The sequence below is a fragment of the uncultured Roseobacter sp. genome (assembly GCF_947491795.1).
Lineage (GTDB): Bacteria > Pseudomonadota > Alphaproteobacteria > Rhodobacterales > Rhodobacteraceae > Roseobacter.
The window spans coordinates 1-14,310 of the sequence record NZ_CANLKW010000002.1; the positions used below are offsets into that span (position 1 = coordinate 1).

Here is a 14,310-nt window from a genome sequence, read left to right on the forward strand (position 1 = left end):
GCTGTCACAACATCCGAGCCAGATGACAGGCTCAGCTCAATCTCGCGCAAAAGCCGCAGAATATCCTCATCCGAATACCGTTTCCGTGCCATCAATACCGCCTCCAAAACTAAGCCAACTTTGGCACAGTTTTAGGGGGGAAAGACACCTGACACGTCATTCTTGACATAGTCCGGTGGAAGGAAAAAACCGGTGTCGAGATAGATGTTCCGCCAAGGAAGACCGGACGGGTGCACGTAAAGCTTGAATCTCTTCATCAACAAATCGACCAGATTAAACCGTTGTTTTTCTGGCTTGATCAGACCCTTTTCTCCCGTTTGTTCATTCAATACGCAGGTGTGAGTGCTACAGCCTACAGCATCAGGTGTAGCTTCGAGCAAATTCACCTGTTTTTCCAGTTTGTCCTTCCGTGTCCAATAGTCGTCTCCCGCAAGTAAACACCAATACGCCCCGTTGGCCGGGGGCCGGTGATGCAGAAACATTTTTTCCCAGACCCCTGATTTTGCGCACTGGTAAAAACTGTAATCTTGTCCGGATGGCGCACACGATAGGCCTCGAGAAACTCAGCGCTGCGATCAGTTGACGAGTCGTCCATACAGTAAATGTGAAAGCTGCAGGAAGTTCCCTGCATCAGAATACTGTCGAGAGTATCTGAAATCGTACCTTCATGGTTGTAAACGGCTGTTATTATGGAGATATCTTCCACCGGCCGGTTATCGCTCAACCGCATTTGGCCTCCTTTAGGAGATTTTCCGCGAAAAGACGCGTTCTAGTGGTCACACTCGGCGAGTGCCCCCGACAAGTTCAGGGCAGTCGCCAGGATTCGTTGCAAAATACTCAATCAAGGAATGAGCAAATATCAGCACGGGCCTATTGCGAGCCCTTCATTTTCGGTTTGGTTTTGTCAACCTCGTCTTTCTGGTACGTTTCTCAAACTGTTTCGAATGCCGCAGTAGACCTGCGGGTCATCAAACTGCTTCCGTACGCGACCCATGAAATCCATCAGAAAAATGCTACTCAGGCTCACTGCTCTGGGTGTATTGGCGATCGTACAATTTCCGGAACAAACCGTTCTGCTCGAGAAGACTTGCGAGTTCGCCCTGTTCTGCAACTTCTCCGTCTTTGATCACAACGATTTTGTCAGCGCTGATGACTGTGGAAAGTCTGTGCGCAATAACCACTGTGGTTCGCCCTTTGGTAAGATGATCGAGAGCTTCTTTCACAAGGTATTCCGACTCTGCGTCCAGCGCACTGGTCGCTTCATCCATCAGCAGTATCGGGCTGTCTCTTAGTATTGCACGCGCGATCGCGATCCTCTGACGCTGCCCGCCTGACAAACTGCCACCGTTTTCTCCGACGTCGGAATCAAAGCCTTCTTCCAGATTCATAACAAAATCGTACGCATTTGCCGCTTTGGCAGCCGCCACGATCTCCTCGTCAGTGGCATTTCGGCGGCCTAAAGCAATGTTTTCCCGTACTGTACCTGCGAACAAAAAAGTCTCCTGTCCAACAAATGCAATTCTGTCCCTAAGCGATTCAAAGGTGGCATCTTTGAGATCGACATCTCCTATTTTGATACAGCCCCGCGTCGGATCATAAAGCCGCATTATCAGGTTCATGATAGTAGACTTACCCCCGCCGGAAGGTCCAACGAGGGCGGTAGTTTTACCGGCCTCGAACACGAGGTTAAGGTTCTTCAGGATGCTTTGACCATCTGTATACTCAAAACTGACATCGTGGAAACGCATGATGCTGGTGCCATCGGGCAGGGCTTTCGCATCTTCTGCCTGAACAACCGAAATTGGTGTATCGATAACCTGGTACATCATCCCGACCCCGATCATCCCCGCTTCCAGCGTAACACGCATTCTGGCGAGGCGTTTTGCGGGCTCATAAGCCATCAGCAGCGCAGTGACAAAAGACATAAGCTGGCCTGGAGAGGTAGCAGCTTCTCCGAAAAGGTTGACAGCACTGAGCGCGACTACAGAAGCGATTGCAAAACCTGAAAGTGTTTCCATCAGTGGGCTGGTAGCCGCTTCAAGCCGTGAAAGAGAATTGGCCCGTTTCTCGACATTAGCGACCGCACCGTTCATCCGTTCAGTCATACTTTCTTCGAGCGCAAACGCCTTTACTACCCGGATGCCTGTCGTTGTTTCCTGCATGACCTTGATGATTTCCGCCATCGAAGCCAGTTCAGCTTCCATGATTTCCCGGACCCGTCCAAGAATTCTTCGTATGCCATACAGCGCCATCGGCCCGAAAATCAGGGAGAACAAAGACAAAGTAGGCTGCTGATAGATCATTACAGCAATCAGCCCAAGCAAAGTCAGCAAATCCCGCACAAAACCCATGACCAGTGTTTCGATAACGCGTCTCGCAGCCTGGGCAGAATGGGTGACCCGCATCATCAGGTTAGACGAGTTCTGACCACTGAAAAACGCCACGCCATGTTGAAGAATATGGGAGTAGAGCTTGCGCTGCTGCGCTGCCACAATACTGTTTCCGGCGCGACTGAGTGACACGACCTGAACGTAAGTTGCTACACCTTTTACCGTGAAAATCAACGCTACAGAAGCCGCGACGGCGAAGACTTTTGCACGATTTCCAGACTCAATCATCGAGTCGATAATATCCTGCATGATCCAGGCGGTAAGGGCAGTGGTCGCGGCGATCACAACCATCGCAACTATCGCAACACCATAGTTAACAGCCTGAAGCCGCATATTCTCGCGCAACAGGCGTTTAATAGTTCTGCCGTTGGAGTTTGACCTGAATTTTGCAAGCATCTGGATGTTGCTCAGTTCTTTCTGCGTTTGCACAGGACAGCTAAGCTTCCTACCCGGCCCTGTAAAGGGCAAGCGCTTTCGGGATCTTTGCCGCTGTCATGCATTCTGGGCAGTTCGGATGATTTCCATGTGACCCTCAAGGTCGCTCATGAAGCGCGACCTGCTGTATTCATAAAAGGAATCTGTGCCATTCGCACTCAGAAAGGTCATTCCCAATCGCTCATAAAACCGCCGGGCTTTCACGTTATCATTCCGCACATCGATATCCGCGGTCAACAGCTCAAGCTGCGTAAACCCAACGCCGAAACTCAATACAGCACTTTCAAGAGCAGCTTTCGGAGGCTTATTTTCATCCAATATCCAACTTCCCCACGTAAATCGGTTCGAAGTCATGTCGTAAAGCCGAACAAGACCGCAGCGTACAGAATCGGTGATACGTTCCACGACATAGTAGAGCTCGTGGCCAGCGGCTTCTCTGGATTTATAGCTTCTTATCCAGTCCTCCTGATCTGACACTGTACCAGTTACTTTTGACAAGTATGAGTTGTACCGGGGATTTAGTCGCAGACGATGGATGTATTTTGCGTCTTGCACTTCAACCAGACGCAATGAAAGCGCGATACCATCTATACGCTTGAGGGGCACTGATAACATTTAATGGTTTTTCCCGACGCCTGAACCTTATAGGCAGGTAGTGTGACGGGCGCACGCTTGGCCGTCCAGAAAAATAAGCCTGATGGCGGTGTTGTCTCTGATTCCGCGATCTGGCCGACCGGATTGATCGGGAGTAGTTTAGCTCTGTGTATCAAAAAAACTTACAGCTATTTACGAGGGTATATGTCTGCCGTTCCTTTCCTTGACCTTCACGCCGGATACCTTGCGCTGAAACCCGAAATTGATGCTGCTGTTGCGCGTGTTCTGGATAGTGGTTGGTACATTTTGGGACCAGAGGTGGTCAGTTTTGAAGCGTCATTTGCTGCATACTGCAAAGCCGGGGAGTGTATCGGCGTCGCAAATGGTCTTGACGCACTTATCCTAAGCCTCAGAGCACTTGGTATCGGCGCTGGTGACGAGATCATCGTGCCGAGCAACACTTTCATAGCCACATGGCTTGCAGTTTCAGCCGTTGGGGCAATTCCGGTACCGGTGGAACCCAGTCCAAGCACTTACAATATTGATCCCGACAGAATCAAACAGGCAATAACATTGTCAACCAAAGCTATCATAGCGGTTCACTTGTATGGTCAACCTGCTGATCTTGACCCGATCATCGAAACGGCGAAGGAACATGGATTGGCAGTTATTGAGGATGCTGCACAGGCACACGGAGCTGCTTACAAGGGAACAAGAATAGGGGCGCACAGCGATGCAGTCTGTTGGAGCTTCTATCCAGGAAAAAACCTTGGTGCGATGGGCGACGGTGGCGCCGTTACAACCAGCCGGGCCGACGTAGCAGAACGTGTGAGAATACTGCGCAACTACGGATCCCGCGAAAAGTATGTTAACGAAGTGCAGGGCATGAACAGCCGCCTTGATCCTTTGCAGGCTGCAGTTCTCACAGTGAAGCTGGAGCACCAGGACGATTGGACTTCGAGGCGTCGCGAGATCGCATCGAACTATATTGACGGTCTGGACGGTGTGACGGTGCCTTTTGTGCCAGATTGGGCCGATCCGGTCTGGCATCTTTTTGTCATTCGTCACGCTCAAAGGAATCGATTGATGACACGGCTGGCAGAGGAAGGGATCAGTACAATGATCCACTACCCGGTTCCGCCCCATCTACAGCAGGCTTATTCCAGGTCAGGGTACACAGCAGGCAGTTTTCCATTAGCCGAGAGCTTTGCAAGCGACATGCTCAGCCTGCCAATCGGGCCCCATATGACGCAGAACCAACAGACCCGGGTCATCGATGCAGTCAATCGCTACGCCAAAGAGCCTTGAGCCACGGTATTGCTGGCACCAGGACCAAAAAATTGTTTGGTCAGGTCTTTTTGCTGTCCATTGTCGGTCAGACTTGCTGACACGCAAGGAAGCCTTTAGCTACCAGTATTGAGCAAACAAGGGCACAAATGGATGTCGACCCAAGACTTCAGATGTTCTTATGTGCTACTGACTTATAATCAGGCGAGCACAGTCGAAGAAGCGCTGACAAGTGCTCTTTCGCAAACGGGCAGACCTTTAGAAATCGTAGTGACCGATGACTGCTCGACAGACGACACTTTCAGTCTGATTCGGAAAACAGTCGAAGGCTACCATGGGCCGCACAGAATAATTTTGAACAGGAACGAAAAGAACCTTGGCCTCGCCGGCAACATCGGGCGGGCCCATGACATAAGTTCTGGCGACATAATAATTGCTGCGGCCGGAGACGATGTTTCACTGCCCCATCGAAGTTCCCGCATTCTGGATACGTTCATCGCTGACGATCCGCTGCTGGTCTGTTCTTATGCGGATGTAATAGGACCAAATGGCGAAAAGGTCGCAGGAAACTTCCGAACTGCTGCATTCTATCAGTCTGCCGACCTTAAAAAAGCGGCAAGATCGAAGTCACTCTATCTTGGCGCTACGGGCGCTTGGCATCGCAGGATCTATGACAAGTACGGGCCACTGGACCCGTGCGCATATGAAGACCTTGTTTTTGGTTTCCGAGCCGCTCTAGAAGAGAAAGTGGCGGTTATCAGAGAAGAACTGGTCAGATACCGGTTAGGCCGTGGGATTACCAGCTCGAGCGGGTACCACATCTCACAAGATGGCTTCAATGAAAGCCGGAAAAACAGCTTTGCAGCCAGCAATGCGGTAATGCGCCAGCGAATGCAGGATGCAAAGACTTTCGGGCTGGCCCAAGACTCACCGATCTGGCAGATACTCAAAAAAGAAGAAGCCAAGTCTTCGCTGGGCTTGTCATACTATTCAGACACACGTACGCAGTTCTCCAGAAAGCTGCTGCAGAACCCGATTCTGGCGCTTTATATCTGCCATTCTGAAAGTCGGCGCCGACGGAAATCCGGTCGCCCTAAGACCGGTAACGAGGAGTCCTAGCGTGGTCGCAGTTTCCGTAATTCTGCCAGTATTCAACGGCGCGAAACATCTGGATGAGACACTATCCTCAATCAGCGCGCAAACGTTTGAAAACTTTGAGGTTCTGTGTGTCGATGATTGTTCAAGCGATGGCAGTGACGAGATTGTTTTCAGACATGCGCGCCGAGATCCACGTTTTCGTTACTTTCACACAGGCTCGAACCTCGGGATGGCTTCAAAAGCCGCAAACTTTGTTGCGAAGAAGGCTACCGGCACATGGTTTGTGTACAGCTCCCAGGACGATCTGTTTTCGATTGACTGGCTCGAAAAAATGCATTCCCGCGCCGTTGAAACCGGAGCCGACGCCGTTTTGCCAGAAGTCGAATTTTACTATGAAAATGCTAAAAGCACGCGCAGAATATCCGGGTACCATGGCGATCATACGGCGCGACTTACTGGACATGAAGCGTTCAAGGCATCGCTTGACTGGACAATACCCGGCAACGCTCTGTGGCCTATCAGATTTTTGAAGGAAAAGGGGTTTTGCGATTTTGGGGCGTTTGCCGATGAATATTCAGTACGCACCTTTTTTCTGGCGTGTCAGGAAGTTGTTTTCTGCACAGGCACATTTTTTTATCGCCAAGACAATTCCAATGCCGTTACCAAAAAGGCGGGTCCAGCCCTTTTAGACGAGGGGTACAATAACTTCATGATTTGGCGCCTTATCGTAGAAAACGGATTTGATCCTGCCGTTCACAGCCAGTTTGCACTCCGCACTCTCAGATCTGTAATTCGTGCGCGTTCATTGATCATCAGAACACCCAGCCTTGCTAACGAGTGCCCTCGCATCAAAATGGTATGGAAAGAAATGCAAACGGAACAGTTCAGGTCTTCGCTGAAACAGGGTGCGCTAAAAGTAAGCAACCCTTTGTTTCGCTGGCACTATCTTCTGGCCCATCTTTCCTTTTCCTGGTTTCTTGTTGCAGCTTATCTGTCTGCTTCAATGGTTCGGTTCAAAAAGCGTTTCTTGTCTAACACACCGGCACTGCCCGGAAATGCCTGATTTCCAACAGCTCGTGCAGGAGCGCTACTGAATTACAGAAAGCTTCTTGCATTAAACATGGAGGCGGACAGTATCCGCCGCAGACCTCCTTGTTCACTTAGAGTCCAAAGATGAAGCCGGTGTCGTTCCCAACAGGCTCAATCGCAGAGTTACAAAGGTCCAACTTTGCTTGCCGCAACGAAATCCTGATAGTCGCGATAATAGTCAGATTCGTCGTATGGCCTCGAAGCAAGCACCATGCACACAGCTCCCTGACTGAAACTATCCATTTCTCGCCAGATTAACTTGTTGATGTAGAGACCTTTTCTGGGGTCTCTCAACCAATATTCTGACTTGGTTTCACCATCATCAATTTTCATGCGAAAACTGCCTGAAAGCGCAAAGACGACTTGTTCCAATTCTCGGTGAGCATGACCTCCACGCTCTGCGTCCACTGGCACATTATAGAGGTAGTAGACACGACGGATATCAAACGGAACGTGCTTCATTCCTTCAACAAAGGTAAGGTCACCGCGAGGATCTGAGACGACAGGCAAGTCGACTAGTCGAACAAAGCCGTTACTCACAGATTTTTGGTCGGTCATAGCAGAAATGGCTCCGTTGCTAACAGTATACCGAAGAGTAGCCCGAACTCCATATCAACAATCTTTCTTGGTGTCAGTCTCTTTGACCTGACTGGTTTTCCGGAAGCATTCAGCATTTAGTGTCGGTCGCGTCATCCTAAGCTTCAGAAGCGGTGATCAGCTCGCCGGAGTGATCGAATTTGATTGCTAAGTGCATGACTGGCGCCGTGTCCAGCAGGACAATAGTTTCAGGCGCTGGCGAGCGAAAATTGCCTGTTCTTGGGAGATCAATCCAAAGTGCACGATCTTGTACGCAACCTGACAGTTCAAGCCACACTTCCTTCTGTGCAGATAGTCTCTCACTCTCGGTGTGCCGGAAAATAGCCAACCACAAATTCAGTTCAGGCGACCCTGAGAACAATCTTGCCAATATGGCCTGAACTTTCCATCCTCCTGTGCGCAGATGCGGCGTCTTCCAGGGCAAATTCCTGATCCATGACCGGCGCGATTTTGCCAGCTTCAATCATGGGCCAGACGGCCTCCAGCAGTTCGCGGGCAATGCGCGCCTTGGCCAGGTCGCTCTGCGGGCGCAGAGTGCTGCCTGTCATGGTCAGCCGACGGGTCATCAACTGCACAAAATTCACTTCAGCCTTCATTCCGCCCAAAAAGGCAATCTGTACAAGACGGCCATCATCCGCCAGCGCTTTAAGATTGCGCGGAATATAGTCGCCACCCACCATATCAAGGATGACATCAGCCCCACCCACCGCACGGACTCTTTCGACGAAGTCCTCGGTGCGGTAGTTGATCGCCATTTCCGCCCCGAGCCCCGAGCAAGCCTCGCATTTTTCTGCTGTGCCTGCGGTGGCGAAAACACGGGCGCCAAAGGCATTGGCCAGTTGAATGGCCGTTGTCCCGATCCCGGAGGAGCCGCCGTGCACCAAAAAACGCTCTCCCGCTTTCAGCGCACCGCGCCCAAAGACATTGGACCACACGGTAAAGAACGTCTCGGGCAGGCACGCCGCTTCCCTGAGCGCCATCCCGACCGGCACTGGCAGACAATGAGCGGCCGGCGTCGCCACATATTCGGCATACCCACCGCCTGGAAGCAGCGCGCAGACGGCGTCGCCGACAGACAGCTCTGCAACACCATCGCCAACGGCAGCGACCTCCCCCGAAGCCTCCAGTCCGGGCAGATCGCTCGCGCCGGGTGGTGGATTGTAAAGACCAGCCCTCTGCAACGCATCCGGTCTGTTCACCCCGGCCCAGGCCACACGGATCACGACCTGGCCATAACCGGGCTTTGGCACCGGACGTTCGGTCAGTTTCAGGACATCCGGATCTCCGTGTCCGGAAATCTCAACAGCGCGCATTTTTTCGGTCATGGGTTTATTCCTTCAGCCTGACTGATTGGTAACAGGCTGGCACGTCGCGGAAAACCTCAAGATGCCGTTCTGTTCAGTTGCGCGGGCTTGTCCAGCTGCCCGGCAGGTCATCACGCCGAACGGAAGTCGGCGCTTTTATCTGCCCCAGCAGCCAGTTGGGACCAGCCATCAGTTTGCTGAGCACGGGGCTGTTGCGTACCTGTGCTTTGAATTTTTCGATCTGCATGACGTCTTCGATGCGGCGCTCAAGAAAGGCGCGGGTTGCCATGTGATCCGGGCTGTCATCGCCCAGCCAGTACAGCACCGTAGCAGACCACACACCCCCGAGCGTCGCCCGTTTGGTGTACCAGTTCACATCGTCGGATCTGTCACCCAGCGTGGTCCAGATGGCATCCGCCGTTTCCCAGATCAGACGCGCACCATCGGCAGCATGCATCGGCAGGGCAAAGAGCGTCGTCCCCCGGCGCACGGCCTCTTTATCGTCCACTGCCTCAAGCCGCAGCCAGACAGCCTCAGTGACCTTTTCACGGAATTTCATGCCTGACAGATCGGTTTCTGCCAGACGTTCCCGCATGGTCAGGTCGCCACGCCTGTGAAAAGCCATTGCCAGGTCGACAGCGCCGCGCGGGCAAACGGACCGTGCCACCTCTGCCGAAAGGTCCGCGTCACGGATTGCGGCCTGGAATGTTGCCTCTGACCAACCGTCGAAAGGCACGTGCATCAGCGCTGCATCAAGCAGTTTCTCTCTGGCTGTTTCGCTGGATACGGTCACGGGCTGCTCCCTTTTCGATGCGCACTGTATGACTGGACAATATAGTTCTTCCTTGCTATATGCCCACTTCCTGCAAATCCTTGCAACTCAACTTAGAAAGGTGGTGAAAACCACATGCAGGTTAGTGTTCGCGACAACAACGTCGATCAGGCCCTCCGGGCTCTGAAGAAAAAGCTCCAGCGTGAAGGTGTCTTCCGTGAAATGAAGCTCAAGCAGCATTTCGAGAAGCCGTCCGAGAAAAAAGCACGCGAGAAAGCTGAAGCGATCCGCCGTGCCCGTAAACTGGCACGCAAAAAAGCACAGCGCGAAGGGATGCTCTGAGCCTCTCTGCCGCTGGCAATGAATAGTCTGAGAAACCTCCGCCTCAACGGGCGGGGGTTTTTTTAATGCCACAGGCCTGTTTCCGGACGATCCGCGCAAAGATAAGCGCGGCTGTACAGGACGAATAGAAGCTGGCTGCCTTAAGCCACTACTTTGCCGATCGATGGCTCGATAACCGGTCCACTTTCGGAGCTGTTCACGCGCCAGCCTGTCCATTCAAAGGTCATTTCTACGCCCCCCACAGAGGCGGTCCAGATGAACACCTCGTTGGCAATAGCGTTCAGAATGTCCAGCTGTGCCTGTGTGGCCGCTGCTTTCTTTGCCGCTTTGCCCTTACGATCTGCTACGCGCAGTTTCTTAGTCTGTTTGGCATATTTTTTACTTGCCTTACTGAGAACCTTCGGCAGCTTTTTCTGCGGCGGGTAGTATTGGCGGAACTTTGGTTTGTCCGCTCTGAACTCCTCAAACGACCGGACAACCTCGCCCAGTGCCGCATCTACACCCGCGTCGTCGTCTTCCTGTTCGGCCTGCAGCGTGTCGACCACATAGCTGGTCAGGTTGTCCGGAACAGTCAGATCCTCGGCATTCGCAATCTGCGAATTCGTGCCATCAACAACTCTATCCCACAGGTATTTTCCATCGACTTTCCATCTGGGTTTCAGAGACTCTTCGCGAACCCGCATGGAAGCATCGAGACCCATTGTTTGCAGGATGATGTAGTGCTGAAGCTGGTGCGAATAGACGCCATGCGCTTTTTGTACGTAGTCTTCAAACAGATACCCTTCCTCGGAGACGAGTTTGCGGAATGCGTGCTCCGGGACAAAGTCGGTGAGTATTACGCGCTTTCGCTCTTCCGGGTTCAGATTGCGTGCCAGAGCTTCTGACAATGTCTCACCCGCATCAGCCATCTCTGCCGCCAGCGCAGTCAGTGCCGCGCGCAGATTGTCACCGTCCATCAGGACAGCCTGCACGCGTTGGAAAAAATCCAGTATTTCGTCTTTGTCGTCGAGGCCGCTGTCCGGGTTCCGGTCGAACGCTGCGTCCGCATAAACTATGGCGAGATCCTGATACCTTTGTACTACCAGCCCCTGCTGCCCGCGCGCCGGCGAGAATTCCGCTGCACGCCGCGACAGCGCACTCAACCGCAGTTGCGCGGGCGATGCATCTGCGAGGTCGTTCATACCGTCCAGCCTGCCCGACGGATCCACCCGCTCTGCCCCGGCGCGCGAAGTCGACGCGCGGCCGGGCTTACCGCCAGTGGGTGTGACCGTTTTCACAGCTGTTGTGGTGTGCATTCCGCGTACCCTGTCTTGCAGGCAGCCTAGCGCAGCGGTCGTTTTCTGTCACCCGTGATGAACATGTCAGTCGACCGGCAAAGCCGTCGTTTTGAAAACGGTGCGCAACGCAAAACTGGACTGCATCTGGGCCACCCCTGGCAGTCGCGCCAGATACTGACGGTGTATCCGCGCAAAATCTTCGGTGTTTTCCGCGACAACTTTCAGCAGATAGTCAGCGGAGCCCGCCATAAGATGGCATTCCAGCACGTCGGGAATGCGCGACACTGCCTTTTCAAACGCATCCAGGACCTCATCCGCCTGCGCCTGCAGGGTTATTTCCACAAAGACGGTGGTTGGAACGCCCATTTTGCGGGCATCCAGCAGGGCCACATAGTCTTTGATGTATTTTTCTTTTTCCAGCCGTTGTACCCGGCGGTGGCACGCCGACGGTGACAGATTCACCGTTTCACTCAGATCAGAGTTGGACATCCGCCCTGCGCGCTGCAGGGCCGCGAGAATCCGTTTATCGGTCGTATCCAGCGGCATAGTCGCAATTTCCTCCCGCCATTAGTACATTTCTTCGAAGACTATTCGGAGTTTATACGCTAACGCGAGTCAAAAATCGTGCCGGATTGCACCTTTCCGCCTGTATCCAGCGTACAGGTACGGATTTGGAGGAGATCCCATGATTATTGGTTGCCCGAAAGAGATCAAACCACAGGAATTCCGCGTCGGGATGACACCCAACGCGGCGCGCGAAGCTGTGGCGCACGGACATCAGGTGCTGATCGAAACACTGGCCGGCACCGGAGCTGGTTTTGAGGATACAGATTATGTCGATGCAGGCGCGGCAATTGCCGACACCGCTCAGGAGGTTTTTGCCCGCGCGGATATGATCGTTAAGGTCAAGGAGCCTCAGGCCGCAGAGCGCAAAATGCTGCGCGAAGGTCAGGTGCTCTTTACTTACCTGCACCTGGCGCCCGATCCTGAACAGACTCAAGATCTGCTGGCCTCAGGTGCGACCTGCATCGCCTATGAGACTGTGACAGACGACCGGGGTGGTCTGCCACTGCTGGCGCCCATGTCCGAGGTCGCAGGTCGTCTGGCGCCCCAGGTCGGTGCCTGGACGCTGCAAAAGGCCAATGGCGGTCGCGGTGTGCTGATGGGGGGCGTGCCTGGTGTTGGCCCGGCGCGCGTTGTGGTCATCGGCGGCGGCGTCGTGGGCACCCATGCGGCCCGGATCGCAGCCGGTATGGGCGCGGATGTCACTGTACTGGATCGATCGCTGGCCCGTTTGCGGTATCTGGACGATACATTCGGTGCGCAATTCAAGACCAGCTATGCATCTGCAGGCAATACGCTTGAACTGGCGCAGGCCGCCGACATGATCATCGGCGCCGTTCTGATACCGGGTGCCGCCGCGCCCAAACTGATCAGCCGCGCACAGCTTGCAGAGCTAAAACCGGGTGCTGCACTTGTTGACGTCGCAATTGATCAGGGTGGGTGTTTTGAGACATCGCGCGCAACCACCCATCAGGACCCGGTCTATGACGTAGACGGCATCATGCACTATTGTGTGGCCAACATGCCTGGGGCCGTGGCGCGCACGTCTACGATCGCGCTGGGAAATGCGACCATGCCCTTTATGCTGGCGCTGGCAGACAAAGGCTGGCGACAGGCCTGCCAGGACGATCCGCATCTGCTGAACGGGCTGAATGTGCATGCTGGCAAGCTGACCTACTACGCGGTCGGCAAAGCTCTGGGCCTTGATGTTGTCTCGCCGTCACTGGCGATAAAGGGCTGAGGTATCGTACATCGGGCTGCGTCCTTCAAAGAGAGGGCGCAGCCGGTTGATCCTGGTCGCGGCAAATTCCGTAAACGTAACAACCCTGCGGGTGCGGCGCAGATCCGCATGCGTCAGTATCCAGACCGGGCGGTACGGCAGCAGCGGCAGGCGGCCCAGCCGCTCCATCTCCGGCTCGGCATCTCCCAGAAAACAGGGGATACGGGTGGCACCGATACCCGCTCTCACACCTGCGAGGGCGGCGTACATATCATCCACCGTCAGCCTGACACGCCGCTCTGGCCAGGCCTCCTTCAGCACGTCCGGGGGCCCGGGCCAATGGGCAAACCGGATCCAGTCCAGCGGCAGTGAAGGGTCATCGCGCAATCGCGCTGCCTGCTGTCTGTTTATATAGACTGCTGCCGCCTGTTCAGTCACCCGCCGGCCCACAAGGGTATCCCCGGGCGTCTCAGAAATCCGAAAGGCGACGTCTGCCTCAAGCGCGGTCAGATTGAGCTCGCGGTTGGCTGCGATCACGTTCAGGTCGATATCCGGATACAGGTTCCCAAAATCCTGCAGCACCGGTGCCAGCACGCGTTCGACCATCAGCTGCGGCGCTGTGATGGTGAGCGACCCGCTTAACTGCTGGTCCCGCGCGCTCAGGCTGCGGCTCAGCTCATGCCCGGCGGTTTCCATGCGCTCGGCAGCACGCGCCGCCTCCCGTCCCGCATCGGTGGGGCTGTAACCGCCGGGCAGCCGGTCAAACAGGCGCGCACCCATAGCCTGCTCGGCTGCGGATATGCGGCGGGACACGGTGGCATGGTTCACCCTGAGAGCGCGTGCGGCACCACTCAGCCCGCCATGGCGCACACACTCAAGAACGTACCTCAGATCATCCCAGTTCGTCATGCCGATCATTATTGCACAGCCTGTTTGCAATGTTGAACGGTTTTTGCACAGCACAGGTACTCCTAAATTCAGGGGGTACTCAAACAGGGAGAAACTTTCCAATGACCACACATGCAGTTGCAACACTTCACCTCAAAGACCCCGAAGCAATGGCCGCGTACCGCGAAAAAGCGGGGGCCGCGCTGGCACGACACGGCGGAGCAATCGTTCAGGCCTCAACAGATCTGACGACCATCGAAGGGGATGCCGCCCTGCCCGACGGGATCGCGGTTCTGAGCTTTCCTGACCGTGAGGCTGCTTACGCCTGGATCAACGATCCGGATCTGACAGAGACACATGCGCTGCGCACGACCGGCGCGAAAACTCAGATTACGCTGCTGTAATGTCTTTGGCCCTCTGCCCCGCTTACTGGCGGGCCTGAACCAGGGCGCCC

16 protein-coding genes are annotated in these 14,310 nt (G+C 54.3%); 6 read left to right on the top strand and 10 right to left on the bottom strand.

All coding sequences use genetic code 11. The features are described 5' to 3' along the window. Nucleotides 1–131: 131 nt before the first annotated feature. From Q1A34_RS06765 to Q1A34_RS06780, 4 genes are all read right to left on the bottom strand, one after another. Nucleotides 132–386 (bottom strand): hypothetical protein, encoded by a 255-nt coding sequence (locus Q1A34_RS06765; protein WP_300032381.1) that lies wholly within the window; start codon nucleotides 384–386, stop codon nucleotides 132–134. Beyond that, nucleotides 383–730, bottom strand: a complete 348-nt coding sequence (locus Q1A34_RS06770; protein WP_300032383.1) for a glycosyltransferase family A protein — start codon at nucleotides 728–730, stop codon at nucleotides 383–385. Before Q1A34_RS06770 ends, Q1A34_RS06765 begins: the two co-directional genes overlap by 4 nt. A gap of 283 nt (nucleotides 731–1,013) precedes the next feature. Next, nucleotides 1,014–2,786, bottom strand: a complete 1,773-nt coding sequence (locus tag Q1A34_RS06775) for an ABC transporter ATP-binding protein (RefSeq protein WP_300032385.1) — start codon at nucleotides 2,784–2,786, stop codon at nucleotides 1,014–1,016. Nucleotides 2,787–2,882: 96 nt separating this feature from the next. Beyond that, nucleotides 2,883–3,440, bottom strand: a complete 558-nt coding sequence (locus tag Q1A34_RS06780; RefSeq protein WP_300032387.1) for a GNAT family N-acetyltransferase — start codon at nucleotides 3,438–3,440, stop codon at nucleotides 2,883–2,885. A 183-nt stretch (nucleotides 3,441–3,623) separates the two neighbouring features. On the opposite strand from Q1A34_RS06780, the gene Q1A34_RS06785 reads away from it, so the two are divergent. The 3 genes from Q1A34_RS06785 (at nucleotide 3,624) to Q1A34_RS06795 (ending at nucleotide 6,867) form a co-directional block, all read left to right on the top strand. Next, nucleotides 3,624–4,727, top strand: coding sequence for a DegT/DnrJ/EryC1/StrS aminotransferase family protein (locus tag Q1A34_RS06785; protein WP_300034071.1), 1,104 nt, complete (start codon nucleotides 3,624–3,626; stop codon nucleotides 4,725–4,727). A gap of 132 nt (nucleotides 4,728–4,859) precedes the next feature. After that, on the top strand, nucleotides 4,860–5,825 hold the full coding sequence (locus Q1A34_RS06790; RefSeq protein WP_300032389.1) for a glycosyltransferase: 966 nt from the start codon (nucleotides 4,860–4,862) through the stop codon (nucleotides 5,823–5,825). Nucleotide 5,826: 1 nt separating this feature from the next. After that, on the top strand, nucleotides 5,827–6,867 hold the full coding sequence (locus tag Q1A34_RS06795) for a glycosyltransferase family 2 protein (RefSeq protein WP_300032391.1): 1,041 nt from the start codon (nucleotides 5,827–5,829) through the stop codon (nucleotides 6,865–6,867). Between the two features lie 149 nt (nucleotides 6,868–7,016). Here Q1A34_RS06795 and Q1A34_RS06800 read toward each other — a convergent pair whose 3' ends face one another. From Q1A34_RS06800 to Q1A34_RS06810, 3 genes are all read right to left on the bottom strand, one after another. Beyond that, entirely contained in the window at nucleotides 7,017–7,451 is a 435-nt protein-coding gene (locus tag Q1A34_RS06800) for an FdtA/QdtA family cupin domain-containing protein (RefSeq protein WP_300032393.1), read from the bottom strand. A 380-nt stretch (nucleotides 7,452–7,831) separates the two neighbouring features. Then, nucleotides 7,832–8,815 carry an NAD(P)H-quinone oxidoreductase gene (locus Q1A34_RS06805; protein WP_300032395.1) on the bottom strand — a complete coding sequence of 328 codons (984 nt, stop codon included), beginning with the start codon at nucleotides 8,813–8,815 and terminating at the stop codon, nucleotides 7,832–7,834. A 73-nt stretch (nucleotides 8,816–8,888) separates the two neighbouring features. Further along, nucleotides 8,889–9,587 carry a COQ9 family protein gene (locus Q1A34_RS06810; protein ID WP_300032397.1) on the bottom strand — a complete coding sequence of 233 codons (699 nt, stop codon included), beginning with the start codon at nucleotides 9,585–9,587 and terminating at the stop codon, nucleotides 8,889–8,891. A 114-nt stretch (nucleotides 9,588–9,701) separates the two neighbouring features. On the opposite strand from Q1A34_RS06810, the gene rpsU reads away from it, so the two are divergent. Then, the gene (gene rpsU, locus Q1A34_RS06815) at nucleotides 9,702–9,908 is read left to right on the top strand and encodes a 30S ribosomal protein S21 (protein ID WP_008207378.1); all 207 of its coding nucleotides are present in this window, start codon (nucleotides 9,702–9,704) and stop codon (nucleotides 9,906–9,908) included. 140 nt (nucleotides 9,909–10,048) lie between these two features. Here rpsU and Q1A34_RS06820 read toward each other — a convergent pair whose 3' ends face one another. Then, nucleotides 10,049–11,203 carry a hypothetical protein gene (locus tag Q1A34_RS06820; RefSeq protein ID WP_300032399.1) on the bottom strand — a complete coding sequence of 385 codons (1,155 nt, stop codon included), beginning with the start codon at nucleotides 11,201–11,203 and terminating at the stop codon, nucleotides 10,049–10,051. A gap of 66 nt (nucleotides 11,204–11,269) precedes the next feature. Further along, a complete protein-coding gene (locus Q1A34_RS06825; protein WP_300032401.1) occupies nucleotides 11,270–11,731 on the bottom strand; it encodes an Lrp/AsnC family transcriptional regulator in 462 nt (153 codons plus the stop codon). A 139-nt stretch (nucleotides 11,732–11,870) separates the two neighbouring features. Here Q1A34_RS06825 and ald point away from each other — a divergent pair, with 139 nt between their 5' ends. Continuing rightward, complete coding sequence (gene ald / locus Q1A34_RS06830) at nucleotides 11,871–12,989, top strand: alanine dehydrogenase (RefSeq protein ID WP_300032402.1); 1,119 nt, start codon at nucleotides 11,871–11,873, stop codon at nucleotides 12,987–12,989. Here the strand turns inward: ald and Q1A34_RS06835 are convergent. After that, the gene (locus Q1A34_RS06835) at nucleotides 12,969–13,877 is read right to left on the bottom strand and encodes a LysR family transcriptional regulator (protein WP_300032403.1); all 909 of its coding nucleotides are present in this window, start codon (nucleotides 13,875–13,877) and stop codon (nucleotides 12,969–12,971) included. The genes ald and Q1A34_RS06835 overlap by 21 nt on opposite strands. 101 nt (nucleotides 13,878–13,978) lie before the next feature. On the opposite strand from Q1A34_RS06835, the gene Q1A34_RS06840 reads away from it, so the two are divergent. Then, the gene (locus Q1A34_RS06840; protein WP_300032404.1) at nucleotides 13,979–14,260 is read left to right on the top strand and encodes a DUF1330 domain-containing protein; all 282 of its coding nucleotides are present in this window, start codon (nucleotides 13,979–13,981) and stop codon (nucleotides 14,258–14,260) included. Nucleotides 14,261–14,310: the final 50 nt, after the last annotated feature.

What these genes read in the sequence shown, in the direction of transcription:
- rpsU (WP_008207378.1), top strand. Translation starts at nt 9,702, where the DNA reads ATGCAGGTTAGTGTTCGCGACAACAACGTCGATCAGGCCCTCCGGGCT.
- Q1A34_RS06805 (WP_300032395.1), bottom strand. Translation starts at nt 8,815, where the DNA reads ATGACCGAAAAAATGCGCGCTGTTGAGATTTCCGGACACGGAGATCCG.
- Q1A34_RS06825 (WP_300032401.1), bottom strand. Translation starts at nt 11,731, where the DNA reads ATGCCGCTGGATACGACCGATAAACGGATTCTCGCGGCCCTGCAGCGC.
- Q1A34_RS06770 (WP_300032383.1), bottom strand. Translation starts at nt 730, where the DNA reads ATGCGGTTGAGCGATAACCGGCCGGTGGAAGATATCTCCATAATAACA.
- Q1A34_RS06785 (WP_300034071.1), top strand. Translation starts at nt 3,624, where the DNA reads ATGTCTGCCGTTCCTTTCCTTGACCTTCACGCCGGATACCTTGCGCTG.
- Q1A34_RS06835 (WP_300032403.1), bottom strand. Translation starts at nt 13,877, where the DNA reads ATGACGAACTGGGATGATCTGAGGTACGTTCTTGAGTGTGTGCGCCAT.
- Q1A34_RS06775 (WP_300032385.1), bottom strand. Translation starts at nt 2,786, where the DNA reads ATGCTTGCAAAATTCAGGTCAAACTCCAACGGCAGAACTATTAAACGC.
- Q1A34_RS06800 (WP_300032393.1), bottom strand. Translation starts at nt 7,451, where the DNA reads ATGACCGACCAAAAATCTGTGAGTAACGGCTTTGTTCGACTAGTCGAC.
- Q1A34_RS06840 (WP_300032404.1), top strand. Translation starts at nt 13,979, where the DNA reads ATGACCACACATGCAGTTGCAACACTTCACCTCAAAGACCCCGAAGCA.
- Q1A34_RS06780 (WP_300032387.1), bottom strand. Translation starts at nt 3,440, where the DNA reads ATGTTATCAGTGCCCCTCAAGCGTATAGATGGTATCGCGCTTTCATTG.
- Q1A34_RS06790 (WP_300032389.1), top strand. Translation starts at nt 4,860, where the DNA reads ATGTCGACCCAAGACTTCAGATGTTCTTATGTGCTACTGACTTATAAT.
- Q1A34_RS06820 (WP_300032399.1), bottom strand. Translation starts at nt 11,203, where the DNA reads ATGCACACCACAACAGCTGTGAAAACGGTCACACCCACTGGCGGTAAG.
- ald (WP_300032402.1), top strand. Translation starts at nt 11,871, where the DNA reads ATGATTATTGGTTGCCCGAAAGAGATCAAACCACAGGAATTCCGCGTC.